General features: G+C 55.8%; 21 protein-coding genes. 13 read left to right on the top strand and 8 right to left on the bottom strand.

Translation table 11 applies throughout. The features are described 5' to 3' along the window. Positions 1-24 precede the first annotated feature (24 nt). From C1N59_RS19125 to C1N59_RS19115, 3 genes are all read left to right on the top strand, one after another. Complete coding sequence (locus C1N59_RS19125; RefSeq protein WP_006121688.1) at positions 25-393, top strand: helix-turn-helix domain-containing protein; 369 nt, start codon at positions 25-27, stop codon at positions 391-393. 189 nt (positions 394-582) lie between these two features. Continuing rightward, positions 583-1,479 carry a LysR family transcriptional regulator gene (locus C1N59_RS19120; protein WP_054634654.1) on the top strand — a complete coding sequence of 299 codons (897 nt, stop codon included), beginning with the start codon at positions 583-585 and terminating at the stop codon, positions 1,477-1,479. Positions 1,480-1,588: 109 nt separating this feature from the next. Then, positions 1,589-2,809: an MFS transporter gene (locus C1N59_RS19115; protein ID WP_394550093.1), complete on the top strand. Its 1,221-nt coding sequence runs from the start codon at positions 1,589-1,591 to the stop codon at positions 2,807-2,809. Positions 2,810-2,850: 41 nt separating this feature from the next. Here the strand turns inward: C1N59_RS19115 and C1N59_RS19110 are convergent, their stop codons facing one another. From C1N59_RS19110 to C1N59_RS19100, 3 genes are all read right to left on the bottom strand, one after another. Further along, positions 2,851-5,241, bottom strand: a complete 2,391-nt coding sequence (locus C1N59_RS19110; RefSeq protein ID WP_394550092.1) for a glucose/quinate/shikimate family membrane-bound PQQ-dependent dehydrogenase — start codon at positions 5,239-5,241, stop codon at positions 2,851-2,853. Positions 5,242-5,507: 266 nt separating this feature from the next. Then, entirely contained in the window at positions 5,508-6,113 is a 606-nt protein-coding gene (locus C1N59_RS19105) for a hypothetical protein (protein WP_033739027.1), read from the bottom strand. Between the two features lie 824 nt (positions 6,114-6,937). Then, positions 6,938-8,098: a Gfo/Idh/MocA family protein gene (locus C1N59_RS19100; protein WP_006121682.1), complete on the bottom strand. Its 1,161-nt coding sequence runs from the start codon at positions 8,096-8,098 to the stop codon at positions 6,938-6,940. A gap of 273 nt (positions 8,099-8,371) precedes the next feature. Here C1N59_RS19100 and C1N59_RS19095 point away from each other — a divergent pair, with 273 nt between their 5' ends. Both C1N59_RS19095 and C1N59_RS19090 read left to right on the top strand, forming a co-directional pair. After that, positions 8,372-9,247, top strand: coding sequence for a BadF/BadG/BcrA/BcrD ATPase family protein (locus C1N59_RS19095; RefSeq protein WP_394550091.1), 876 nt, complete (start codon positions 8,372-8,374; stop codon positions 9,245-9,247). After that, entirely contained in the window at positions 9,244-10,362 is a 1,119-nt protein-coding gene (locus C1N59_RS19090; RefSeq protein WP_033739033.1) for an ROK family transcriptional regulator, read from the top strand. The genes C1N59_RS19095 and C1N59_RS19090 overlap by 4 nt, the downstream gene beginning before the upstream one ends. 89 nt (positions 10,363-10,451) lie before the next feature. On the opposite strand, the gene C1N59_RS19085 is transcribed toward C1N59_RS19090, so the two are convergent. Together C1N59_RS19085 and C1N59_RS19080 are read right to left on the bottom strand one after the other, a co-directional pair. Beyond that, the gene (locus tag C1N59_RS19085) at positions 10,452-11,543 is read right to left on the bottom strand and encodes an ABC transporter ATP-binding protein (RefSeq protein ID WP_033739035.1); all 1,092 of its coding nucleotides are present in this window, start codon (positions 11,541-11,543) and stop codon (positions 10,452-10,454) included. Positions 11,544-11,556: 13 nt separating this feature from the next. Then, positions 11,557-12,156, bottom strand: coding sequence for a GNAT family N-acetyltransferase (locus tag C1N59_RS19080; protein WP_394550090.1), 600 nt, complete (start codon positions 12,154-12,156; stop codon positions 11,557-11,559). A gap of 202 nt (positions 12,157-12,358) precedes the next feature. On the opposite strand from C1N59_RS19080, the gene C1N59_RS19075 reads away from it, so the two are divergent. The 5 genes from C1N59_RS19075 to C1N59_RS19055 all read left to right on the top strand — a co-directional run bounded on the left by C1N59_RS19075 (position 12,359) and on the right by C1N59_RS19055 (position 17,133). Next, positions 12,359-12,586 carry a hypothetical protein gene (locus tag C1N59_RS19075; RefSeq protein WP_394550089.1) on the top strand — a complete coding sequence of 76 codons (228 nt, stop codon included), beginning with the start codon at positions 12,359-12,361 and terminating at the stop codon, positions 12,584-12,586. A gap of 96 nt (positions 12,587-12,682) precedes the next feature. Then, on the top strand, positions 12,683-14,014 hold the full coding sequence (locus tag C1N59_RS19070) for an ABC transporter substrate-binding protein (RefSeq protein WP_394550924.1): 1,332 nt from the start codon (positions 12,683-12,685) through the stop codon (positions 14,012-14,014). A gap of 63 nt (positions 14,015-14,077) precedes the next feature. After that, complete coding sequence (locus C1N59_RS19065; RefSeq protein WP_054688400.1) at positions 14,078-14,950, top strand: carbohydrate ABC transporter permease; 873 nt, start codon at positions 14,078-14,080, stop codon at positions 14,948-14,950. Then, positions 14,950-15,765, top strand: a complete 816-nt coding sequence (locus C1N59_RS19060) for a carbohydrate ABC transporter permease (RefSeq protein ID WP_054634647.1) — start codon at positions 14,950-14,952, stop codon at positions 15,763-15,765. The genes C1N59_RS19065 and C1N59_RS19060 overlap by 1 nt, the downstream gene beginning before the upstream one ends. A gap of 36 nt (positions 15,766-15,801) precedes the next feature. Further along, positions 15,802-17,133, top strand: a complete 1,332-nt coding sequence (locus C1N59_RS19055) for a glycoside hydrolase family 28 protein (protein WP_394550088.1) — start codon at positions 15,802-15,804, stop codon at positions 17,131-17,133. A 1-nt stretch (position 17,134) separates the two neighbouring features. Here C1N59_RS19055 and C1N59_RS19050 read toward each other — a convergent pair whose 3' ends face one another. Next, positions 17,135-18,205: a tartrate dehydrogenase gene (locus C1N59_RS19050; protein WP_394550087.1), complete on the bottom strand. Its 1,071-nt coding sequence runs from the start codon at positions 18,203-18,205 to the stop codon at positions 17,135-17,137. 136 nt (positions 18,206-18,341) lie between these two features. On the opposite strand from C1N59_RS19050, the gene C1N59_RS19045 reads away from it, so the two are divergent. Both C1N59_RS19045 and C1N59_RS19040 read left to right on the top strand, forming a co-directional pair. Continuing rightward, complete coding sequence (locus tag C1N59_RS19045; RefSeq protein WP_058707837.1) at positions 18,342-19,274, top strand: LysR family transcriptional regulator; 933 nt, start codon at positions 18,342-18,344, stop codon at positions 19,272-19,274. A gap of 156 nt (positions 19,275-19,430) precedes the next feature. After that, a complete protein-coding gene (locus C1N59_RS19040) occupies positions 19,431-20,867 on the top strand; it encodes a methyl-accepting chemotaxis protein (protein WP_058707838.1) in 1,437 nt (478 codons plus the stop codon). A gap of 136 nt (positions 20,868-21,003) precedes the next feature. On the opposite strand, the gene C1N59_RS19035 is transcribed toward C1N59_RS19040, so the two are convergent. Next, positions 21,004-21,297, bottom strand: coding sequence for a DUF1330 domain-containing protein (locus C1N59_RS19035; RefSeq protein WP_006121667.1), 294 nt, complete (start codon positions 21,295-21,297; stop codon positions 21,004-21,006). Between the two features lie 11 nt (positions 21,298-21,308). Then, positions 21,309-22,172 carry a glutathione-dependent disulfide-bond oxidoreductase gene (gene yghU / locus C1N59_RS19030; protein WP_394550086.1) on the bottom strand — a complete coding sequence of 288 codons (864 nt, stop codon included), beginning with the start codon at positions 22,170-22,172 and terminating at the stop codon, positions 21,309-21,311. A 227-nt stretch (positions 22,173-22,399) separates the two neighbouring features. Here yghU and C1N59_RS19025 point away from each other — a divergent pair, with 227 nt between their 5' ends. Continuing rightward, positions 22,400-23,317, top strand: coding sequence for an aminoimidazole riboside kinase (locus C1N59_RS19025; protein WP_033739058.1), 918 nt, complete (start codon positions 22,400-22,402; stop codon positions 23,315-23,317). Positions 23,318-23,363 lie beyond the last annotated feature (46 nt).

The raw sequence follows: 23,363 nt of genomic DNA, 5'->3' as shown, positions 1-23,363 counted from the left end.
ATCTGCTTTAACCAGGAGAACACCATGAATCAGCGCGAGTTTATTCGTAGTTTGCTGGAATGGATAGAAAGCAATTTAGGACACGATCTGCATCTGGACGAAGTCGCCCGCCGGGCGGGCTATTCCCGTTGGCACTTACAGCGTTTGTTTCGCCAGCACACCGGTTTCTCACTTGCCGAGTACATCCGCCAGCGCCGCCTGACCGAATCGGCCCTGACGCTGCTCAACAGCAATGAAGCGATCCTGCAGGTGGCGATGAACTACGGCTTTGATACGCAACAGGCCTACACGCGCACCTTTAAAAACTATTTTATGATGACGCCCGGCCAGTTACGACGCCAGCGCCGTGTTGAACCGGATCGCTTGTTGTTTCCTCTCGCCATGGCCAGTTAGTCTCTGTATGGACATTGCCATCCTGATCGCTTGTGGCAATGTCCATACATCGCCCGTGCGATGTTCTGCCTCCTTTCCGCCGTGATGTTGTCAGCTTTCCTGACGTTCCTTTATGCTTAACGCCTGATACATGGCGCGCCTGCCATGTTGCACCCGGCGGCAGCGTGCCGCGATGTCCGCAGGAAGCCCATGAATAACAGCGATAACCTCATCGCCATGATGGTGTTTGCACGCGTGGTTGAACTAAAAAGCTTCACAGAAGCCGCGCGCGTACTCGGCGTGTCAAAATCCCACATCAGTCGGGAGATCGCCGGACTGGAACAACGGTTGGGGATCCGTTTACTGCAGCGCACCACCCGCAGGATGACCCTGACCGAATTAGGCCAGGCTTACTATCCCTACTGCGTGCGCATGCTGGATGAAATGCAGCGGGCAGAGGCGTTTGTTCAGGAGACGCATCAACATCCCGTTGGACATGTGCGCCTGCAGGCTCCCGTTACCTTCGGCTGTCAGTGCATCGTTCCCATCCTCAATCGCTTTCTGCGCGGTCATCTGCACATCAACGTCGACCTCAGCCTGACGGATAACAACGACGAGACGATGGGCGAAGGCGTGGATGTCGCGGTTATCATCCGCGCTCATGCGCCACGTCAGGGCAATTTCCGGGTACTGAACGATATCCACTGGGGGCTGTATGCCGCCCCGGCTTATCTGGCGCAGCATCCTGCTATCTCGCATCCTCGCCTGTTACCGCGCCATGATTTATTGATGTTCCACGGTCCGGCACATACGGCTGCGCTGCCTTTTCGCCGTGATAAACAGCGCCTGGCGGTGGATGTCCGCAGCCGCTTTCGCGCTAACAACAGCATGGCTTTGCTGAATGCCGCGCTGGCAGGCACGGGTATTGCCTATTTGCCTTCGTACATGGTGCAGGAAGCCCTGGCGCAGGGCACGATTGTGCAGGTGCTGTCAGAGTGGCAGATGGATCGCTTGCAGAGTTACCTGCTGGTGCATCAGGACAGTCTGGCGGTTTCCGCGGTCAATCTGCTCTGTGATGTGCTTATCAGCCAGCTCAGTGGTCGCTGATTGTTGCAATACAGCAACAAACTATGCCAGCAGACAAATATCCCGCCCTCACTGTTGTTGTCTCGTGACCATTGGTAGCCTGAATCCCTGAACATAAGGGGGATATCGCATGGCAACCGCGTCGGAAGCACCTGACTCTGAACACTGGCAACGCAACTTGTGGGTTTGCGTATTCGGCTCCTTTACCACACTGGTAGCGATGACGCTTCTGCTGCCGTTTTTGCCGTTGTATGTACAGCAGCTTGGCGTCAACGCACCCGCTGCAATTGCGCGCTGGTCGGGCATCGCCTATGGTGCCACCTTCTTCAGTGCGGCCTTAACCGCGCCGCTGTGGGGGAGACTGGCCGATCGCTACGGACGTAAGCTGATGCTCATCCGCGCCAGTCTGGGTATGGCAGTAGCCATGGCGCTGACGGGCATGGCGACGGCGGCCTGGCAACTGGTGGCGCTGCGTTTACTGGCGGGATTACTGGGCGGTTATGCCTCCGGTTCGACCATTTTGATTGCGGCACAAACGCCCAAAGCGCACACCGGATGGGCTCTGGGTGTGCTGGCATCCGGCATGATGGCCGGTAACATTGTTGGTCCGCTGCTGGGTGGCGTCCTGCCGCCGCTGATAGGGATTAGAGCGACCTTCTGGCTGATGGGGGCGATCATCTTTGTGGCCTTTCTGGCGACGACCTTTTTACTGAAAGCGCGGCCGCCGGTGCGAAAAACCGACCAGGAGCTGTCTCAGCCGGTTGACGACCCGTCGCCGCACAAGCTTGTTAACGTCAGGCTGATGTGGCTCTCAGGCATGCTGCTGATTTTTGCCAACATGTCGATTGAGCCGATCATTACCCTGTATATCGGCCAGTTTTTACATGAGCAGCATGCCATAACGCTGATGTCGGGTGTGGTCATGGCGGCAGCCGCGCTGGGCAGCATTCTTTCCGCGCCTTATGCCGGCAGGCTGGCCGACCGTATCGGCCACTGGCGCGTACTGAGTGGCGGATTGCTGAGCTGTGCGCTGTTACTCATTCCGCAGGCGTTTATTACCGACGCCTGGCAACTTCTGCCTCTGCGCTTTTTGATGGGGCTGGCGCTGGGCGGATTATTGCCCTGTATTACCGCCATTATTCGTCACACTGTTCCGGCCACGCAGGTGGGGCGGATGCTGGGCTATTCCACCTCGGCGCAGTATATCGGACAGGTAACGGGGCCGGTGTTCGGCGGGTTTATTGGCGGCGCATGGGGCATGCGGCCCGTCTTTCTGGCGACCAGCCTCGTGGTGGGCGTGTGCGCCTGGCTAAACTGGCGGCAGGGCAGAAAGGGCGGAAGGTCGGCATAAAAAAGGCGGACCGGAGTCCGCCTTGTTTTTACAGGTTCAGGTTATTTCTGGTCCGGCAGTGCATAGGCAATGACATAATCGCCCAGTTTGGTACCAAATGAACCATGGCCACCGGCAGCAATCACGACGTACTGCTTACCGTTAACTTCATAAGTCATTGGTGTCGCCTGACCGCCTGCTGGCAGACGCGCCTGCCACAGCAGCTCACCGGTATCGGTGCTGTAAGCACGCAGGTAGTTATCGGCCGTTGCGCCAATAAAGAACACTTTACCGGCTGTGGCGACCGGGCCACCCAGCATTGGCATACCCATTTTGAATGGCAGCGGCACTGGCGCACTGTCACGAACGGTACCAATACGTTGCTTCCAGACGACCTTATTGGTTTTCAGGTCAACCGCCGATACATAACCCCATGCAGGCTGTTTACAGGGCAGACCAAACGGTGACAGGAACGGATTCAGTTCCACGCCATACGGCACGCCGTACTGCGGCTGAATACCGGTTTCGGTACCGGAACCGCCTGTTGCGCCGGCTGGTGGCTCTTCCGGGTTACCCGGTCCGCGCGGAATCAGCTTGGACACAAACGGCAGTGCCATTGGGTTGGCAATCGCAATCTGACGATGCGGATCGACCGAAATCCCGCCCCACTCAAACATGCCCAGGTTACCCGGGAACACCAGCGTACCTTGCTCAGAAGGCGGGGTGAACGGACCTTCATAGCGCAGGCGTTTGAAGATCACGCGGCACACCAGTTGGTCGTACATCGTGGCGCCCCACATGTCCTTGTCCGTCAGATTCTGTTTTGGACGGAAGGTCAGTTCAGAGTAAGGCTGAGTCGGAGAGACGTGGTCGCCTTTTGCGGCACCCTGCGGAACCGGGGTTTCGGGGGCCGGTACAACGGTTTTACCGGTACGGCGGTCCAGGACGAAAATGTTCCCGGTTTTCGCTGGCGCATAAATCACCGGCACGGTGTTACCGTCTTTATCGGTAATATCGGCCAGCGTCGGCTGCGACGGCAGATCCATGTCCCACAGATCGTGATGCACGGTCTGATAAGACCACACCAGCTTACCGGTGGTGGCATTCAGGGCCAGGATGCTGCTCGCATAACGCTCCTGCTCTGGGGTGCGGTTACCGCCCCAGATATCAGGCGTTGTCACGCCCATAGGCAGATAAACGATATCCAGTTTCGGATCGTAGACCGCAGGTGCCCAGGAGTTCGGCGAGTTCATGGTGAACGTGTGTTCATCCGCCGGAATCGCGTTGGGATCTTTCGCACCCGGATCAAATACCCACAGCAGTTTGCCGGTATTAACGTCAAAACCACGGATAACGCCGGATGGCTCACGGGTTGAGAAGTTATCGGTCACCGCACCCGCCATCACGATGGTGGTGTCGGTAATCACTGGCGGAGAGGTCGGCTCATACATGCCAGGCGTAGTGACCGGCTGTTTGTGCTGAAGATCCAGCTCACCGTTATTACCAAAGGCCGGGCAACGTTCACCGGTTTCCGCATCCAGTGCAAACAGGCGACCATCGTTCACAGGCAGGTAGATACGACGCGAGCACAGCGCAGGCTGCGTATTCGCGGCATCTTTAGCTGCCGGGAACTCGTGGTAGGACACACCACGGCAGGTAACATGCTGGAAGGTTGGGTCAGTTTTCAAACCGGGATCAAATTTCCATTTCTGCTTACCCGTTGCCGCATCCAGGGCGAACAAAATCTGGTGAGGTGAGCAGAGATACAGCGTGTCGCGGATTTTAATCGGCGTCACTTCATCGGTGATTTCACCGGGATCGCTCGGCTTTTTCATATCGCCGGTCTGGAACTGCCAGGCAACCTGCAGCTCTTTCACGTTATCGTGATTGATCTGCTTCAGCGGTGAATAGCGTGTACCTTGCTGATCGCGCGCATAAGCTGGCCAGTCAGCATCGGCAACATTGCTCAACGGCTGAGCCTGCGTCGCCGTATCTGCTGTGGCAGGCACGGCGCCGTTAACAACCTGCGGATCGTTAAAGACGGCATAGGCTAATACGACTGCACTGGCCACCAGGGCAACCGCCATCGCACTCAATGGGCCTTTGCCTGGACGATAAAAGACCCGGTAAACAAAAGGCAACACCAGCCAGACGCCAAAAATGACCAGGACATCGGTGCGAGGTGCCAGCGCCCAGAAGTCAGTACCGACTTCCCAAACGCCCCATGCCAGGGTCGCCAGCAGCAGTAATGCATAGACCAGCAGCGCAGCACTGTTTCGACGCCAGAGCAGAAAAGCGGTAAGCAGCATAGCTGCACCACCAATGATGTAGTACCAGGAACCACCAATCGTGGCTAACCAGATACCACCAATTAACATGAACGCACCCGTTAGCACGGCGAACAGCACCGTTAAAAAACGGACCACGCTAAAGGATGAGGAGTTTTTCCCCATAATGTTGACCTCGTTTCGTTGCCATAAAACACAAGAAAACAATCAGATAGATTGTTTTCAGTCATAAAGTACAAAAGTTAAAGGCATTCTTAATTAGGCTCTTCCGTTAAGCTCGATGATCCAGATGTGTTAAATGTTATAGCAAAATTGGTATGAGTTTTGATTTTTTTGGCTTAAAACTCTTAACAACGCACCTAAGGCAACACTTTAGAAGGGGTTAATGGTTCATCTCGATATGATCCATTACTAATCGAACGCAGGAAAGGTTAAAGCGTAAAAGGAATGAGATCGCCCGATAAACGCTGTAATTGCCAGCCGCTGATGTTCACGGCTGCGAGTTGTTCTGCGCTTAACGTTGGATCATAACCGCGGACGAATATCTCGGCGCCTTTTTCCCTTAACGATTCAATTAAGAAAGGAAAACTAAATTTCCGATAGTTGTCATTAAAGAAGGTTTCACTCAGGACAATTGCGGAAAAGGGAAAAGATTCGACTAAATGCCACTCTGCGCCAGGCGGTGCGAAATCAAAAAGCCAGAAAGCATAGGTGTTAATTAATTCCAGTAATCTTTCCCGGTAAAGCAAAAGACTGTGATAATTAATACCAATACGCACCCGTGAATCCTGCAAAGGTAAATAACGCGCAGGCTGATTCATCCATTCCTTTAACTGGCGATCGCACAGCGGAATAATCATTAATGCTGCTTCAGTTGCAAGGTGATTGTGTAATGAAATAATGTTGTCGTCATTAAGTATCATTTTCTCAGGACGTGCAAAGTCCGCATTGGGAAGATGATAGCAAATACCGGCCACCTGGCTCGTGACGTGATGAATAGGCTCAGTAATATAAGGGTTATATAAGCTATTTTTCATTATCTCTTCGAAACGTTTTTTATGTTTGCTGTGCGTTATATTTTTTCATTAACAAAGTGAAGTACGGCAATGAATATACGCTATTCTGTTGGCAAACACATTATCTCACTCTTCTTATTAGGCATTCATTTAACTTTATATGACATCTAATTATAACGTTGAATGGTTTTTCCAGACGTGATTACTGCACGCATGTTAATTTAGCAACACGCGATAACTTTACGAAATCGGGAAAGTCCGCAGTTAAGATTCACAGAATAAACTGTCGTGTTTTTGCCTGACTTACCGCTTCTGTTATGGCTTTATTTTCTCCTGGCTAAAGTTAGCAGCAGAGTTATCGGTTTTTTTTTATCGTTCGCACGTAATTATGATTGTGATAATCGTGACAGAAAACGCGACCAGATTGCTAAATAGCGGGACGAATTGAGGGGCGTACGAAACGGTATGGCACGCCGGACAGGGCGGGTACAGGCATTGTCCTCAACGCCCGAAGAAACCGGGCTGTGGCTGACTGGTCCCTGACGCCGCAAGGCGCGTGCAGCGCCGAATGGCCTGACAGGAGCCACTCTGAATGTGGCTCCTGTAAGCAGGCAGCCACACTGGCGCGCCTCAGCGTGAACCTGATAAAGGCGTCGCAGGTGCGGAGCGTCGTTCACGCACAGGCTGTCAGCAACCTTTCGTATCGGCGGGCAGGCTGGTAAGAAACGGTACGTTTCCCTTTGCCCTAAAAAAAACCGGCCCAGAGGGCCGGTTTGAGTGAGGTACCAGTCAGTGATGCTAGCGATCAACCTGATGCTCTCGGGGGAGAAAAGATCAGGAGGGAACTAAGGCGTTCCCGTTTTTCCCAGGTTGGCGTCAAAATTTTTCCAGCTTTCGGTCAGATCGATGACGCTGCGGGTTTTGCGCGCTTCGTCAATCTTAATGGCTGTCAGGCCCGCTTCCAGTGCATCGATCACAGAAACTTTAAGCGGCGTGCCCTGCTTAATATGTTTCACGATCTCTTCAGCCATCAAGGCATCGGCCCCGTAGTGGCCATCGTAGGCATTACCGTTATAGATGGTTTCAACCTCTTTTTCGCCGGTACGTGCGTTGTGCACGCGGAAATAGTTACGGACAAAATCGCCCTCGGCCATGCCGTCAGTCCCGATCACGCAGAAGCGACGGAACTCGTCCGGGACATTCAGGTTGGCGTGAAAGGCGAGCGTCGCGCCACTGGCATATTCAATCAGGGCCGTCTGGTAATCGACGATGTCCGCATCGCTGTCAAAGACCGCGTCGGTACTCGCCCAGCCACTCGGTTTAGTATGGTAAATCTCAGACTGCGCATTCACTGCGCCCTGCGGCGCATGTTGCGGTGTAAAGGATTTGCGTCCACCAAAGCTGGCAACCCGCACAGGACGTTCCTGCATTAATCCCTGATAGAGATCGATGTCGTGACAGCATTTTTCCAGAATATAGGGGCCGGCATATTTTTCCAGCCTGCGCCAGTCGCGCTGAAAGAACGCGCCATGGTAAGGCTTGATATGCTCAGTGGCTTCAATTGAGGTAATTTCACCCAGTCGACGATCGTCCCGTGCGGCCAACAGATCGTGGTACAGCGGTGAATAACGCAGCACCAGCCCAACCAGGATTCGGTCTTCACCGTACTGGCGCACCAGTCTTGCCATCGCCATCGTCTGTTCTTCATTGATCACGACAGGCTTTTCCGTAAATACGGTATAACCTGCTGCCAGCGCCTGCGTGACATGCTCAAGATGCATAAAGTTTGGCGAGCCCACCAGCAACAAATCAAAGCCGCCGTGCTGCAGCAGCGCGTCAATGGAGTCAAACGCCTTGCCGGGATCGATACCAAAACTGTGCAGATTCGGCAGCCCGGCAGGTGCGGGATCGCAATAGCCTACCAGCGAAAATGCGGGATCGGCTTTGTGAAACTCTTTAACCACGTGAGAAAGACGAAAGCCGAGACCAATAATGCCTACTTTCATGGGAAACCCCTGATCCTGAGTTCTGACAACGGTAATCACGCCGCTGACCGGACGTTATGGTTGAGATGCTGACCACCAACTTATTACGATGGAAAAAGTAATGTCAATAACGGGTTGTGTGATTTGCGTACGTATTTTTTGTTATTTAACTGATTTTAAATAAAAAATAGTTATTGTTTTTTCCCTATATTTATTTGTTATTGCGATTTAAGTTTTTTTCACCTATCGTTCGCAGATTACAGAATCGAGATGAGTTAAGGCGGGAGGAAGCGCGTGCAATCACACTATCTCCTTGGTATTGATGGCGGCGGCACCCAGTGTCGCGCACGGTTAACCGACAGCGAGGGCACGCTCCTGGCCCAGGCTGTGGGCGGTCCCGCTAACGTCTGGTCCCAGTTCGATGCCGCACTGAACAGCGTTGAACAGTTAATCGCGGCGGTGCTGTCTCAGGCCGGTCTGGCCCCCGAGGCGCTGTCTCACACGTCGCTGGTAGCCGGTTTAGCGGGGGCCAATGTGGCCTCCGTTCAGGCACGTCTGGCACAATGGCAGCCCGACTGCGCGGCCCTGCAGGTCGTCAGTGATGTGGAAATCGCCTGCGCCGGTGCGCATGCGGCGGCACCGGGCGCGGTCTTTATTACCGGCACCGGGAGCCAGGGCGCGGCATGGGATGGCGAACGCTTTACGCTGCTGGGCGGCTGGGGATTTGCGCTTTCCGACCAGGGATCGGGCGCTGAGCTTGGTCGACGGGCACTGCGACTGGCGCTGCTGGCGCATGAAGCCATTGTTGAACGTACCGCATTGACGCACAGCCTGATGGCGCTTTTTGATCACAGCCCGGAATCCATGCTGCTGTGGACGCGCGATGCCATGCCGGCCGACTGGGCGCGCGTGGTGCCCGAGGTTTTCGCCGCGGCACATGCAGACGATTCTCATGCGACCGTCTTGCTGCGGCAAACCGCTCACGATATTGGTTTGATGGTGAATCGTCTTTCCGCCATCAGTCAGGGGCAGGTTGCGTTAATGGGCGGGCTGGCAACCCCGATTTTGCCCTGGCTGGCAAGCGATGTGCAGGCTCGCCTGGTCGCTGCGCAATACGATGCGCTGGACGGCGCATTAATGATGGCACGATCAAATCTGAGGACTTTATGATCGCTCCCAACGTCACCGCGCGCATTCTGCGACTGATTGTGGAACATGCGCCCATCAGTCAGTCTGACCTGAAGGTTCGCAGTGGACTCAGTATGTCGACCGTGTCTCAGGCGACCAACCGCCTGCTCGCCCAGGGCATTGTGCAGGAGCTTGGCCTGCGGCGGGTCTCAATGGGGCGGCCTAAAACGCTGCTGGGGCTGAATCCCGATCGCGCCAGCGTCATCGGAATCCAGCTGAATGCCGAACGTAACCTGATCGTCATGACGGATCTCAGCGGCAATTTGCTGGGGGAACAGCAGATGCCTGCGGGCGCGATCACGCCGCGTCAGTTAGGCGACGCACTGGCCAGGTTTTTACGCGGTGTTGAAGAAAAACACGTCGGTGCGATTGGCCTGGCCCTGTCCGGTTTAGTCGATGCCGAAAACGGCTACTGCATTCGGTCTAAAGTTCTCGACTGGGAAAATGTCCCTATTGCGCAGCTACTGGAAACGCGCTTTTCTCTGCCGGTCTTTATCGAAAACGATGCCAACGCGATGGCGATGGCAACGATGGTCTTTGGGCAACTGGGTCATGCACAGTCTGCCGTTATCGCCACGTACGGCAAAGGCATCGGTGCGGGCATCATTCTCAACCGGCGACTGTACCGTGGACGGCACGGCAAAGCGGGCGAAATTGGCAATGGCCTGGTCGGTGATGGCTCGATGCGCCTGCTGGAGGATGTGGCCTCGTCCCGCGCCATTCTGCAACGTGTGGCGCAGGATGAGGAGGGCGGTCCGTTAACGCTGCAGGCGCTTGATCAGCGTCCGACGGCCGATGTGCTGGCGGCGCTGGAAGAGGCCGGTCGTGAGCTGGGAATTTCACTGGCAAACCTGTCGGTCGCCTACGATCCGGATATCGTTTATCTGGCTATGGAGCCGCATATGGCCTCGCGTATTCTTTTAGACCATATCACCCAAAGCTTTCAGGCCTATCGTCTGAAGCTTACGCCTCATATGACACCGCTGCAGTTTCTCACCGAATCCAACCGGATGTGGGCCCTGGGCGCGGCGGGTTTCGCCGTGAACATGCTGCTCGACCTGCTGGCTGCACAGGCAGACGAAGAACCGGTGACCTGACGAGGGGCGCGCAGGCCGCTGGTATGATGATGCGGCCTGCACTGGTGAAGCTGGAAAAGTCATCTGACGGCGCCGGGGCGCCATTCGGTTTAGCGCAGACGCTGCCCCTGCTCATCAAACAGCAGGCAGTGATCGGTTGACAGTCCCAGCCTGACCGCCGTCCCCAACTCACGTGGCTGAGCCTCACGTTCTTCTACCACCAGCATCTGTTCAATGCCCACATCCAGATAAAGGTAGCTGGTATGGCCCAGCATTTCGGCAAAGGACAGCGTTCCGCTAAATTGCTGTGCAGATGGTGTGGCGGCAGCGGGCTGAATATGTTCAGGGCGAATGCCCAGCGTTACGCGCTGACCTTCATGGCAGGGTGCCTCAATCTTCAGTACCAGCTGCGTGATGGCCAGATCAGGGACGGTTAACTGCACTTCGCCCTGACGCGTCGCCGTAATCTCAGCCCGCAGGAAATTCATCTTCGGTGAGCCAATAAATCCGGCCACAAACAGGTTGTCGGGATCGCTGTACAGGCTCAGCGGCGCGCCCACCTGCTCAATCTTGCCTTTACGCAGCACGACGATGCGATCGGCCAGCGTCATTGCCTCAGACTGATCGTGAGTAACATAGATCATGGTATTGCCCAGTGAGGCATGCAGACGGGCGATTTCAATGCGCATCTGCAGACGCAGTTCGGCATCCAGGTTGGACAGCGGCTCATCAAACAGGAAAATGCGGGGATGACGAATGATGGCCCGGCCAATGGCGACGCGCTGGCGCTGACCACCGGACAGTGCGCGCGGCAGGCGGTCTAACAGTTCTGTCAGGTGTAAGCGCGCGGCGGTCTGTTCAATGGCCTGGGCAATCTCCGCTTTTGATTTCTTCATGACCTCTAAAGGATACGCCAGATTGCCGCGCACGGTCATATTGGGATAGAGCGCGTAAGACTGAAAGACCATGGCAATGCCGCGTTCGGTGGCAGGCTGGCGGGTCATGTCTTTGTCGTCGATGAGCAGCTTTCCGTCCGTAATCTCTTCCAGTCCGGCGATCATGCGTAGCAGGGTGGATTTGCCACAGCCGGAAGGCCCGACAAACACAACAAACTCGCCGCTGTTTATGGTGAGATCGACCCCGTGAATCACCCCGATGTTGTCATAGGACTTCTTAACGTTCTGTAAGCGCAGGCTGGTCATAAGCTTCCCCTGATCAAAGTAACTGGCCCATATAGATGGCGTTGCTGCGCAGGATATGGCTGAATCCCAGGCGTTGATAAAACGCGCAAACCTGCTCATTTTGCAGGCTGACGCCCAGATGGACACCGCGCACATCCGCGTTGCGCAGGGCTGCCAGTTCATGTTCGATCATCCTGCGTCCCCAGCCGCCCGCCTGAACGGGCGGCAGAAGATTGATATGCAGATGGGCAGGCCACTGCGTCACCAGCGCCTGTGCGGCAGGCTCAGGCTGACGGATACTGTCAAGGATTTTGCTGTCGTAAGGGGCGACAGGTGTGCGATCGCGGTATTTCTCCTGCAGCCGGGGCCACCAGTCGCGTGCAAGCTGCGCTTCAAAGGCGACGGTATCCGGTGTGGCAACGACATATCCCATCACCTCACCGTCAACCTCCAGCACAAAGGCAAAATCCGGGGCAAAGCGTGCATAGGGCACGGCAAAGCGCTGCCCGGGATACTCAGGGTCGGAATAGCAGTGACTGGCATCTTTTCCAGCATTGGCCGTTTCCAGACAAATACGGTAGAGCGCGGGATAATCCGACGCGGTCGCCGGACGAATGACACCTTGATTCACCATCGTCATTTCTCACAGGTCAGTCATTGAACAATCTCACGTTAATGAAAGCTGACTTAGTTTTCAAGATGGAATAATTACCGTGCTGTCAGTGGGCTTCCCGTTATGTCCGCGCTCTGCCTGACCAGACCAGTCTCCGTGCGCCCTTGTGGCGTGCTACCGCAAGGCCTGCGCGGATTACCCGTTTAAATTAAAAGTTAAAAATGTGAGCGTCATAGGATTTTCATATTTTTTATCAGCAGGTTATTACGTCATTTTGGCGGTGGATTATTGTGCTGCTGCGGAAAAGATCAGCATGAATATTACGCTGCATTTCTTTTTATCACCCCGCGCTTATTCGGATAAGCGGGCTGCCAGGTTGATTTTTTGCGCAGGCTCACAACCTGGCAATTCCGCCAGCCCGGTGTTTGACTTTATTTTTTTATTAAAGTAACTATGGATGAGAAGGTGAGTTATGCGGCTTCAGTCTGCGGGAGTGCAGACCGTGTGAAGAAAGGATGCCCGTCCTCTATTGGAGAAAGTGAGCATGATGTCTGATTCCTCAGTTCGTTCGTTCCGTTTTCGCACGTCGGTTCGTGGCCTCCTGGCGGCGGGCTTGCTGATGGGCAGCGTTGCGCATGCCGACAGCAAAGTCACGCTGAATGAGTGGGATATCTATACGTATCCTCAGCAAACGGCGGCAGTCGATGAAGGCATTAAAGAATTCACTCAACAAAACCCCGGCATCGTCATTAATCGCTCCGTGCACTCTTTCGAAGATACCCGAATTCCCCTGAAGCTGGCGTTAACCGCAGGCGAAGGGCCGCAGATCGCACAGGTGAACCAGGGCGGCGGCGATATGGGATCGCTGGTAAAAGACAAACTGCTGCTGCCGCTGGACAGCTATGCGGCCGAGTACGGCTGGACCAAACGCTTCCCGGACTCCATTCTGAAGCGTAACCGCTGGTCTGACAGTGGTCAGTTTGGCAGCGGTAAGCTGTACGGTGTTGCCAGCCTCGGTGAAATGGTCGGCCTGTATTACAACAAAGCGCTACTGGATAAAGCCGGTATTGCGGTGCCGAAAACCCTGAGCGAGCTGGAAGCCGCCATGGCAAAACTGAAGCAGCAGGGCACGCCGCCAATGATGTTAGGTCTGCTGGACGGCAATATGGGTCAGCAACTGCTCAGCACCTTGTGGGAAGCGCAGATTGAAAGTCACGATCGTAAAGCGCTGGATGACCTGATTTATGACGTGGGCGGCACGTTCAAAGATGAAAAGCTGATTAAGGCCGCCACGATGATGAAAGGCTGGGCCGATAAAGGTTACCTGTTCCCTGGCTATCAGGGCATTGGCCACGATGATGCCGCCACGCTGTTCCAGAACGGTCAGGCGGCTTTTCTGGTCAGCGGCACCTGGTATCTGGGCCAGTTTAAAGACAATAAAGATATTCACTTTGCCGCGATGCCGGCGGGTGAGGGTGTGAAGCAGCCGTTGATGGTCGGCGGGACTGACCTGGCCTTCTCGATGACCAGCATGGCAAAAACCAAAGCGCAGCAGGATGCCTCAGCCAAATTTATCAACTATATGGTGTCAGACAGCATGGCAAACCGCTGGCTGAGTGTGGGCTTCCTGCCCGCCAGCACCAGTAAAGACGCAAAAATCCCGGCCGACAATCCGCTCTTAGGCGAGGCCTATCAGGTCTGGCTGACGCTCAATGCCTATGACGGACTGGGTCACTATGTGGACTGGGCCACCCCGACGATGAACGCCGAACTCAATCAAAACGTACAGCTGCTGCTGGCGGGACGACTCACGGCGAATCAGATGGTCACTAACTTCGATAACAACTATCAGCGTTATATAAAAACCCTGAAACACTAAGCCGGGTGCCCGGCAGCATATCTGCCGGGCCTGAATGTCGATCTCACTACGACGAGTACGGTTATGTTGAATCAAAGCAGTTGGCGCAATTTTCTCTATCTTCTTCCAGCCGTGCTGGTTTATGGACTGTTTCTGTTATTGCCGCTGCTGGCGTCACTGGGAATCAGTTTTACCGAATGGGATGGCATATCCATGCCGGTTTTCGCCGGCGTCGCTAACTACCTGCGCATGTTCAGCGATCCGGTGTTCTGGATTGCGCTGGGCAACAACGCCATCCTGATGCTGTTTTATACGCTGCTGCCGATCAGCGTCGGACTCCTGCTGTGCAGCTTTTTGTATGAAACCCGCAACAATACCGAGCGCAGCGTGCTGCGGATTCTGTTCTTCCTGCCCTATATCATGCCGATGGCGGTGCTGGGCGTGGTCTGGCGCTGGCTTTATAACCCGGCATTTGGCCCGATCGATCAGTTCCTGCGAGCTGTCGGTTTACCGCAGCTGGCAATGTCGTGGCTGGGGGATTTTACCTGGGCACTGCCTGCCGTGGGCATGGTGGCCACCTGGTACTTCTTTGGCTTCTGTCTGGTGCTGTTTATGGCGGGCCTGCAGCGTATGGACCCGTCCCTGCTGGAAGCGGCCGATCTGGATGGCTCGTCGCGGCGGCGTAAGTTTATACGCATCACGCTGCCGGGTCTGCGCCCGGAGTTGCGTATCGCGCTGCTCCTGACGGTGATTGCCAGCTTAAAAGCCTTTGATCTGGTTTATGTGATGACCCAGGGCGGACCGGGCACTTCCACGATGGTCACCAATATCTTTATGTATAAGCAGGGTTTTGATCTGCACTACTTCGGCTATGCCTCATCGGTTGCCGTATTCAGCATGGTGATTGTGCTAGGGATTAACTACCTGATTCATCTGGCCCTGAAGGAGCGTTACTGATGAAAAGCACTCCGGTTATTTCTCGTGCGCTCATCTGGGTCGTGGCGTTGCTGACCATCATGCCGTTTCTGATGGCGTTTATGACCTCATTTAAGACTCAGATGGAGCTGTTTCAGGGCGTGTTTACGCTGCCCGCGTCCCTGAATATCAAAAATTACGTGACCGCCTGGCAACAGGGGCATTTTAACGTTTACTTTATGAACTCCGTGCTGGTCGTGATCCCGGTGGTGCTGTGCAGCATTTTGCTGGGTATTCTGGCCGGATTTGGCTTTGCCATGCTGAAAATCCCCGGTAAAAAGCTGGTGGCGGCGATGCTGGCGCTGGGCATGGTATTACCAAGTGAAGCCTTTATCATTCCGCTGTATCACGAACTGCACTGGATGGGATTAACCAATACCACTCTGGCCCTGATCCTGCCGCAGATTGCGCTCTCGTTGCCCTTTACGACGCTGATGATTGCCAGCGCCTTCCAGCAGGTTCCGAAAGAGCTGGTTGAAGCGGCCGTAATGGATGGTGCGTCGCGCGTCAAAATCCTGTGGGGCATTTTAGTCCCGGCTATCTGGCCGACGATCTCCACGCTGGCCTTGCTGCTATTTATCTGGACGTGGAACGAATTTCTTATCCCGTTAATTCTGGTGAATAAAGACGAACTGCGTACCCTGCCGATTGGCATGATGTTTTTTCAGAATAAAAACACCATCGATATCCCGGTACTGATGGCAGGGGCGATGATCGTCATTATGCCGCTCATTCTGGTGTTCCTGTTCTTCCAGCGCAAATTCATCAGTGGCGTGACCGAAGGCGCGGTGAAATAACCCCACCAGGTCACACTTCACGACGGAGGCCGAAAAATGGATCTTTCTCTTGCTGATTTTCATCCGGCAGCGGACGGTGAAACGCCGGACACGCAGGCACTGCAACGCGCGATCGATCAGATTGCTGCAGCGGGCGGCGGTCGGCTGACGTTGCCACCGGGGCGTTATCGCAGTGGCAGCCTGAATCTGCCTTCCAATTTTGAGCTGCATCTGGCCGCCGGGGCGGTGCTGATTGCCAGCCGGCACCTGGCAGATTATCAGCAATGGAAGACGCTGAGCAGTGCTGAGAAATCGCATAACGTCCTGCTGTATGCGTTGGGGCAGCGCAATCTGACGATCAGTGGCAAAGGCCGTATAGAAGGCGACGCCGAAGCCTGGTTTGCGGCAGAGGCCGACGAACAGGGCTATCGCATGCCCAGGGCAGACAGACCGCGCATGATCGTCTTTGAGGACTGCGAGCAGGTAACGCTCAAGGACTTTACCCTGTTTCAGGCCCCAATGTGGACGGTGCACCTTGTCAGCTGCCGCCATGTACACATTGACCATCTGACCATTGATAACGCCATGACGCTGCCCAACACGGACGCGCTGGATATCGACAGCTGCGAGGCCGTGTTGATTAGCAACAGCTACTTCAGCGCCGCTGACGATGCGATTTGCATTAAAACAACCTTTAAGCCTGGCAGTCTGCGCCGTCCGGCCCGGCGCATCGCGATCAGCAACTGCCTGCTGCGCAGCGACAGCTGCGCGATTAAAATCGGCACGGAAACCTGGGATGACGTCGAAGATATTACCGTGACCGGCTGCAGCATATTTGATTCCAACCGCGGCATTGGCATCGTCTCGCGGGACGGCGGTGCGATACGGCGCGTCCTGTTCAGTCACATCACCTTTCACTGTCACCATGTTGCCGCCTGCCACTGGGGCAAAGCCGATCCCCTGTTTATTTCTGTGCGCACGCGCGATCCGCAGGTGCTACCGGGGATCGTTGAACAGGTTCAGTTCAGCCATCTCAGCGGTGTGGCAGAAGGAGCGATCAACCTGCATGCGGCGCAGCCGGGTTGGATCCGCGACATCGTCATCAGCCAGCTACAACTGCGTCAGACAGTCGCGCAGGGCGTACAGGGTCAGTTCGATGTTCGCCCGCCCTGTAATCCGGACTCACCGACCGGGATGGGGCTGGACAACGCGTACCGGGTCGATGTGGCCACGGGCGAGGCGTACGGCGTGGAGCGCTATCCGGGCGGGCTGCCGGGCCTGTTCGCGCGCGGCGTTGAACATTTGCACCTGCACCACCTGGCGATTCAGCGGCCTGAGCCACTGCCGCCAGGCTGGCATCCGGACAGCGTGGTGCTGCTGGCAGAGTAACTTACAGCGCCGCTGCGATAGCGTCGCCCAGTTGCTGTGTATTGGCGCTGCCGCCCAGGTCGCGGGTTAAGTGCTCGCCTGCGGCCAGCGTGCGTTCGATGGCATCCAGCACGGCATCTCCTGCCGCCTTGTAGCCCAGATGCTCCAGCATCATCGCACCACACCAAATCTGACCAATCGGGTTCGCGATGTTTTTACCGGCGATATCGGGCGCGGAACCGTGTACTGGTTCAAACAGGCTGGGGAAGTTGCCTTCCGGGTTAATATTGGCGGACGGCGCGATGCCGATGGTGCCGGTACAGGCAGGGCCCAGATCTGACAAAATATCGCCGAACAGATTGCTGGCCACCACGACATCAAACCAGTCGGGATGCAGAACAAAATTCGCGGTCAGAATATCAATATGATACTTGTCGACCTTAACGTCAGGATAATGCGCCTGCATTGCCTGAACGCGGTTGTCCCAGTAAGGCATGGTGATGGCGATGCCGTTTGATTTGGTGGCAGAGGTCAGGTGTTTTTTAGGCCGACGCTGCGCCAGGTCAAAGGCAAACTTCAGGATGCGGTCAACGCCCACCCGGGTCATCACGGTTTCCTGAATGACCACTTCTCGTTCTGTGCCGGGGAACATCGTGCCGCCGACGCTGGAGTACTCACCTTCCGTGTTTTCGCGCACGACGTAAAAGTCGATATCACCGGGATGCCGGTTGGCTAACGGCGCTTTCACGCCGGGCATCAGGCGGACCGGACGCAGGTTAACGTACTGATCGAACTCACGACGGAACTGCAGTAACGACCCCCACAGAGAAACGTGATCCGGCACGATATCGGGCCAGCCGACCGCGCCAAAATAGATCGCATCAAAGGTTTTCAGCTCAGCAAACCAGTCATCAGGCAGCATTTTGCCATGCTGTTGCCAGTATTCTGCGCTGGCATAATCGAACCACGTCCACTGCAGCGGAATATTAAATTTTTCTGCTGCGGCATTCATCACGCGAATACCTTCTGGCATTACTTCCTTACCAATGCCGTCGCCGGGAATCACGGCGATACGATGAATTTTCTCTTTCACAAGGTACCTCTGAGGTTGATGTTGTAGGGGCCCGTCAGTGGGTGAAGGCTGTCGATATGCAGCTTGATTAATGATCGGGCATCGGTGCAGTATAACTCTCCACCTGAAGTAAACAATTAGCCTGGAAGTTAATCCCATGTTGAATCAAAGTAGAGAATCACGCACATCCAGTGATGACTTAGTGTTCTTTCTGCGCGTCGCTTCTCTGGACAGCTTAACGGCGGCGGCGCGCGAGCTGGGATTATCGCTGGCGGCCGTCAGCAAACGATTAAGCCAGCTGGAGCAGCGGCTGGGCGTACAGTTACTGCGCCGCACCACGCGCAGGCTGGAGCTGACGCCGGAAGGGCGGCGCTATCTGGACGGTGCACGTCCGCTGCTGGAGCAACTGGCGGCACTGGAAGAGGCGGTCAGTGGTGAAACGACGCAGTTACGCGGCACGCTGAACATCAACGCCTCCTTCGGCTTTGGCCGTCGCCATATTGCACCCTGCGTGTCAGCTTTTGCCGACCTCCACCCTCATCTGGCCCTCTCCCTGCAGCTCAGCAGCCAGCCGCTGAATTTTCTTGATGCGCATGTGGATATTGATATTCGCGTAGGCGAGCCGCCGGATTCGCGGCTGATCGCCCGTAAGCTGGTCCAGAATCCGCGCGTGCTGTGCTGCTCGCCAGGCTATGCGGCGAAGCACGGCCTGCCAGACAGTATCCGTGCGCTGGCGCAGCATAACTGCATTTTACTCAGGCAACATGACAGCGACTTCGCTCTGTGGCGCTTAGTCAGCGGCGCTGAGAGCCTGAGCCAGAAGGTGCGCGGTAATCTGGTGACCAACGACGGGGAAGTGGCGATGCGCATGGCGCTGGATGGGCATGGTATTTTGCTGCGCTCATGGTGGGACGCAAAACACAGCATTGCGGCGGGGGAATTGCTGCATGTTCTGCCTGCCTGGCATGCGCCCGATGGCGATATTTTTGCCGTCTGGCAGGCGCAGCGGCAGCCGCCAGCACGCATCTCGGCGTTTGTGACTTTTCTGCAGGAAAATTTGCAGATGGATGCATCGTTAACGAATCTGTGAGGTTTTGAAAAATCGCCCTCAGTTATGCATTACCCGCCATAAAGTATTTACGGTACGCGTCGATACCAATCTTATGTGTCTGCGCCCGTTGCGCCGACCAACTCTGGGCACGCCTCAGGTCTGAGGCGCGGTGCAACCTCTGGTGGATGCGTACCTATGAATACAGATTTAACCCGCGTCGGGGAGGGGGTTTCCCCTCAGCGTATTGCGAAGCAGGCCGACAGGCTGATTGTTATGCTGTGCTGGGCCCTGGTAATGATTTCCGCTATCGTCGGCAGTCTGTATCAGTCAACGTGGCTGGCCATAACCGTGGGTACCGCGCTGGCGCTGGTCGCCACGCTGGTGGGATGGCTGGCAAACGGAACGCTGTTTTCCCGACTCTGGCTGGCCTTCACGCTGATTGGGTTTGCGGGGCTGCTGATTCAGTTGGGCCGGGGCGAAACCGAATTTCACTTTTCGGTGTTTGTTTTACTGTCGGTCTTGCTGGTTTACCGCGACAGCCGACCGCTTCTGATGGCAGCCGCGACGGGCGCGGTGCATCACCTGGTATTCAACTATCTGCAGGAGCACGATCGGTTTGGCATCGTGGTCTTTCACCATCCTGGTCTGGAGATGGTGCTGTTTCATTCACTGTTTGTGGTGGCGCAAACCGCGATGCTGGTGCTTATTGCCCGGCAGATGGCTGCGGATTTGCGCGCCTCCAGCGAAGTGGCGCAACTGGCTGCCCGCATTAACCGCGAGCCTGGTTGCCTGACGCTGTTTGCGGACAGTCAGCAGAGCGAAACGCCCTTTGCCCGCACCTTTAGTCAGACGCTGGGGACGATGCGCGGTACGTTAAATCAGGTCAGCCACGGCGTTGCGGAACTGCTGCAGGAATCAGACAGCATGCTGTCTCGTAATGCCGCGCTGTCACAGCGCACTGACGAGCAGGCGCAGGCGCTGGATGTTGCGACCAGTGCAATGTCACAAATCAGCGTGGCGGCGAGTCTTGCGCGGGACAAAGCGCAAACGGCCTGCGATCTGGCCCGGGAAACCCGCCAGGTCGCCAGTAAAGGCCAGGAGAATATTCAGCAGGCCATGCACTCAATGGCCCAGATTAATGTCGAGTCGGGGCGGGTAAAAACCATTCTGGAACTGATTGACGGCATTGCCTTCCAGACCAACATCCTGTCGCTGAACGCCTCGGTGGAAGCCGCACGAGCCGGTCAGGAAGGACGCGGATTCGCAGTCGTTGCCAGTGAGGTGCGTACCCTGGCGTTACGCTGTGAGAATGCGGCACGGGAAATCCGGCAACTGATGGATGCCTCCAGCTCCAGCGCCGGTCAGGGCACCGTTCAGGTTGACCAGGCCGCGCAAACCATGCAGGCCATTCACGTGAGTATCGACAGCCTGTCACAGCTGGTGAGTGAACTCTCTGAGATGAGCGTCCAGCAGAATCAGAGCATTGCGCAGATTCAGCAAAGTATTAGCAGTATCGATCACAGCGTGCAGCATAACGTCAAACATGTGACCGAAACGCTTCAGGTTGCGCAGCAGCAACGGCAGCAGGCAGGTGCGTTGCAGCAGGCGATTTCGCTGTTTCGTTTTAGCTGATCAAAGACAGGGGAACCATCCCGGGATGAGGTTCACAAGGGCAGGGGTTACGTTGGCTGGCTAAGTGGGCAGCCGCCGGCCTGCGGGTCCGTCAGGATGACGTCGTGATCCGCAGGACGACAGCGGCCCCTGGCCGTTAGCTGTCCACGCCTTTCACTAACAGTACACGGTAGTTGGCGCCTTTCAGGCGATGCTGTTTCGCCGCCTGATATTCCGGACTGTCATACCAGGCATGCGCCGCCTCAGTCGTCGGGAACTCAATAATCACAACGCCTTCGGCTTCAGGCCCTTCCAGCGTTTCCAGTTCGCCATAGAACGCCAGCGGTTTGATGGGATGGTCACCCCGTGCTTTGCCCGCTTTTTCCGCGTAGGCAGCCATTTCATCCTGATTCAGGGTGTTATCACGAATAAATACGACATATGCACTCACTGTCTTTCTCCTCAGGCCTGCTTGTCTTGGGTTTGGGTATCAAAGTCCGATGCATCATGGCGTTCACGCAGCTGGTCGGCGGGATCGCCCATCACGCGGTTAACTTTGCGACCACGCATCACAGCCGGACGTAGGGCGATCTCTTTGGCCCAGCGCACCACATTTTTATAGGACTGAAGATCCAGGAATTCGGCCGCGTTGTACTGGTTGTACAGCACCATGCTGCCGTACCACGGCCAGGTGGCGATATCAGCAATGGTGTAGTCATCACCGGCCAGATAGCGGTTATTGGCCAGCTGACGATCCAGAACGTCAAACTGACGTTTGGCTTCCAGTGAGAAGCGGTTAATGGCGTACTCAATTTTCTCTGGCGCGTAGTGATAGAAGTGACCAAAACCGCCGCCCAGATAAGGGGCAGAGCCTTGCAGCCAGAACAGCCAGTTCAGCGTCTCGGTGCGCTTCGCAATGTCTTTTGGCAGAAAATAACCGTATTTCTCTGCCAGATAGAGCAGGATATTACCGGATTCAAACACCCGAATCGGCGGCGTGGCAGAGTGGTCACTCAGGGCCGGGATTTTGGAATTCGGGTTGATATCAACAAAGCCGCTGGTGAACTGGTCGCCTTCGCCAATGTTAATCAGCCAGGCATCGTACTCCGCATCATTTACGTTCAGCGCCAGCAGCTCCTCCAGCAGAATGGTGACTTTCTGGCCGTTTGGCGTACCAAGGGAGTAAAGCTGCAAAGGATGTTTACCGACCGGCAGGGCTTTTTCATGCGTTGGGCCTGCGGTTGGGCGATTTGTTTTGGCGCCGTTACCTTTGGCTTCCGGGTCCCACTTCCAGACTTTAGCGGGCTGATAGTGTTGTTCAGACATGATGAGGTTCGCCTTTTTGTGTTTGGAGTGTCACGAGTGTAGCAGTTGCCAGCACGCCGGTTTAACCCTGGTGGCGGTGACTTTGTATCGCTTTACTACAATGCTTAAGGCAATTGACCGTCAGCCCTGTGTCTGTTTTCTCTGCCTAAATCACATTGATGACGGCTGAGCATTGCTATGCTAAAACGGTTTAGTAAAATTTAGCTATAGCTGAGCAGGAGATAACGATGACAGCGCGAGTCTGGTGTCTGGGTGACGCCGTGGTGGACCTGCTTCCGGACGGACCGGGGCATTTAATTCAGTGTGCAGGCGGCGCGCCCGCCAATGTGGCCGTCGGCATTGCCCGCTTGCAGGGCAAGAGCGGATTTATCGGCCGGGTCGGGGACGATCCCTTTGGCCATTTTATGCAGCAAACGCTGGCCAGTGAGCAGGTTGAGACGGCGTATATGACGCTGGACAGCGCGCATCGCACGTCAACGGTCGTGGTCGCGCTCGACCATGAGGGCGAACGCTCTTTTACCTTCATGGTCCGGCCCAGCGCAGACCTGTTTCTTGAACAAGGCGATCTGCCGCCGTTTCAGCCGGGCGAGTGGCTTCACTGCTGTTCCATTGCGCTGGCCGCCGAACCGTCCCGTTCCACGACCTTTACGGCGATGCAGCGGATAAGCGAAGCCGGGGGATATGTCAGCTTTGATCCCAACATTCGTCACGACCTGTGGCGCGATGACGCGCAGTTACGTGACTGTGTGAACCGCGCGCTGCAACGGGCAGATGTGGTCAAGCTGTCGGAGGAAGAGCTGGCCTTTCTGACCGAAGAGACGCAGGGCGGTGACAGCCTGCAGATGCTGGCAGAACGCTATGCGATCAGTCTGCTGATGGTCACCCAGGGCAAAGCCGGCGTAAAAGTCTGGCACCAGGGTCAGCATTATCACTATCCCACGTTGCCCGTGGTGAGCGTGGACACCACCGGTGCCGGTGACGCTTTTGTCGCGGGGTTATTGTGGGGACTGGCAGAAAAAGGCCTGCCCACCAATGAAACGGAGCTGGCGGCATGCTTAACCAGCGCTCAGCAATGTGGCGCACTGGCGACGACCGCCAAAGGCGCGATGACGGCGCTGCCCTATCGTCATCAGATTGCGGGCTAATGCCCACTGTCGCCGCGCGCAGGCCCGCCCGGCGGGCAGCAGAACC

The organism is Pantoea sp. SGAir0183, from assembly GCF_043545505.1.
This window is presented reverse-complemented; position numbering and strand designations above follow the sequence as displayed.

Excerpts from the sequence above, each read along its gene's own strand:
- C1N59_RS19100 (WP_006121682.1), bottom strand. The coding sequence starts at position 8,098 with ATGAAAGTAGGCATTATTGGTCTCGGCTTTCGTCTTTCTCACGTGGTT.
- C1N59_RS19120 (WP_054634654.1), top strand. The coding sequence starts at position 583 with ATGAATAACAGCGATAACCTCATCGCCATGATGGTGTTTGCACGCGTG.
- C1N59_RS19125 (WP_006121688.1), top strand. The coding sequence starts at position 25 with ATGAATCAGCGCGAGTTTATTCGTAGTTTGCTGGAATGGATAGAAAGC.
- C1N59_RS19065 (WP_054688400.1), top strand. The coding sequence starts at position 14,078 with ATGTTGAATCAAAGCAGTTGGCGCAATTTTCTCTATCTTCTTCCAGCC.
- C1N59_RS19045 (WP_058707837.1), top strand. The coding sequence starts at position 18,342 with ATGTTGAATCAAAGTAGAGAATCACGCACATCCAGTGATGACTTAGTG.
- yghU (WP_394550086.1), bottom strand. The coding sequence starts at position 22,172 with ATGTCTGAACAACACTATCAGCCCGCTAAAGTCTGGAAGTGGGACCCG.
- C1N59_RS19025 (WP_033739058.1), top strand. The coding sequence starts at position 22,400 with ATGACAGCGCGAGTCTGGTGTCTGGGTGACGCCGTGGTGGACCTGCTT.
- C1N59_RS19080 (WP_394550090.1), bottom strand. The coding sequence starts at position 12,156 with ATGGTGAATCAAGGTGTCATTCGTCCGGCGACCGCGTCGGATTATCCC.
- C1N59_RS19105 (WP_033739027.1), bottom strand. The coding sequence starts at position 6,113 with ATGAAAAATAGCTTATATAACCCTTATATTACTGAGCCTATTCATCAC.
- C1N59_RS19055 (WP_394550088.1), top strand. The coding sequence starts at position 15,802 with ATGGATCTTTCTCTTGCTGATTTTCATCCGGCAGCGGACGGTGAAACG.
- C1N59_RS19110 (WP_394550092.1), bottom strand. The coding sequence starts at position 5,241 with ATGGGGAAAAACTCCTCATCCTTTAGCGTGGTCCGTTTTTTAACGGTG.
- C1N59_RS19115 (WP_394550093.1), top strand. The coding sequence starts at position 1,589 with ATGGCAACCGCGTCGGAAGCACCTGACTCTGAACACTGGCAACGCAAC.
- C1N59_RS19060 (WP_054634647.1), top strand. The coding sequence starts at position 14,950 with ATGAAAAGCACTCCGGTTATTTCTCGTGCGCTCATCTGGGTCGTGGCG.
- C1N59_RS19090 (WP_033739033.1), top strand. The coding sequence starts at position 9,244 with ATGATCGCTCCCAACGTCACCGCGCGCATTCTGCGACTGATTGTGGAA.
- C1N59_RS19040 (WP_058707838.1), top strand. The coding sequence starts at position 19,431 with ATGAATACAGATTTAACCCGCGTCGGGGAGGGGGTTTCCCCTCAGCGT.
- C1N59_RS19070 (WP_394550924.1), top strand. The coding sequence starts at position 12,683 with ATGTCTGATTCCTCAGTTCGTTCGTTCCGTTTTCGCACGTCGGTTCGT.
- C1N59_RS19085 (WP_033739035.1), bottom strand. The coding sequence starts at position 11,543 with ATGACCAGCCTGCGCTTACAGAACGTTAAGAAGTCCTATGACAACATC.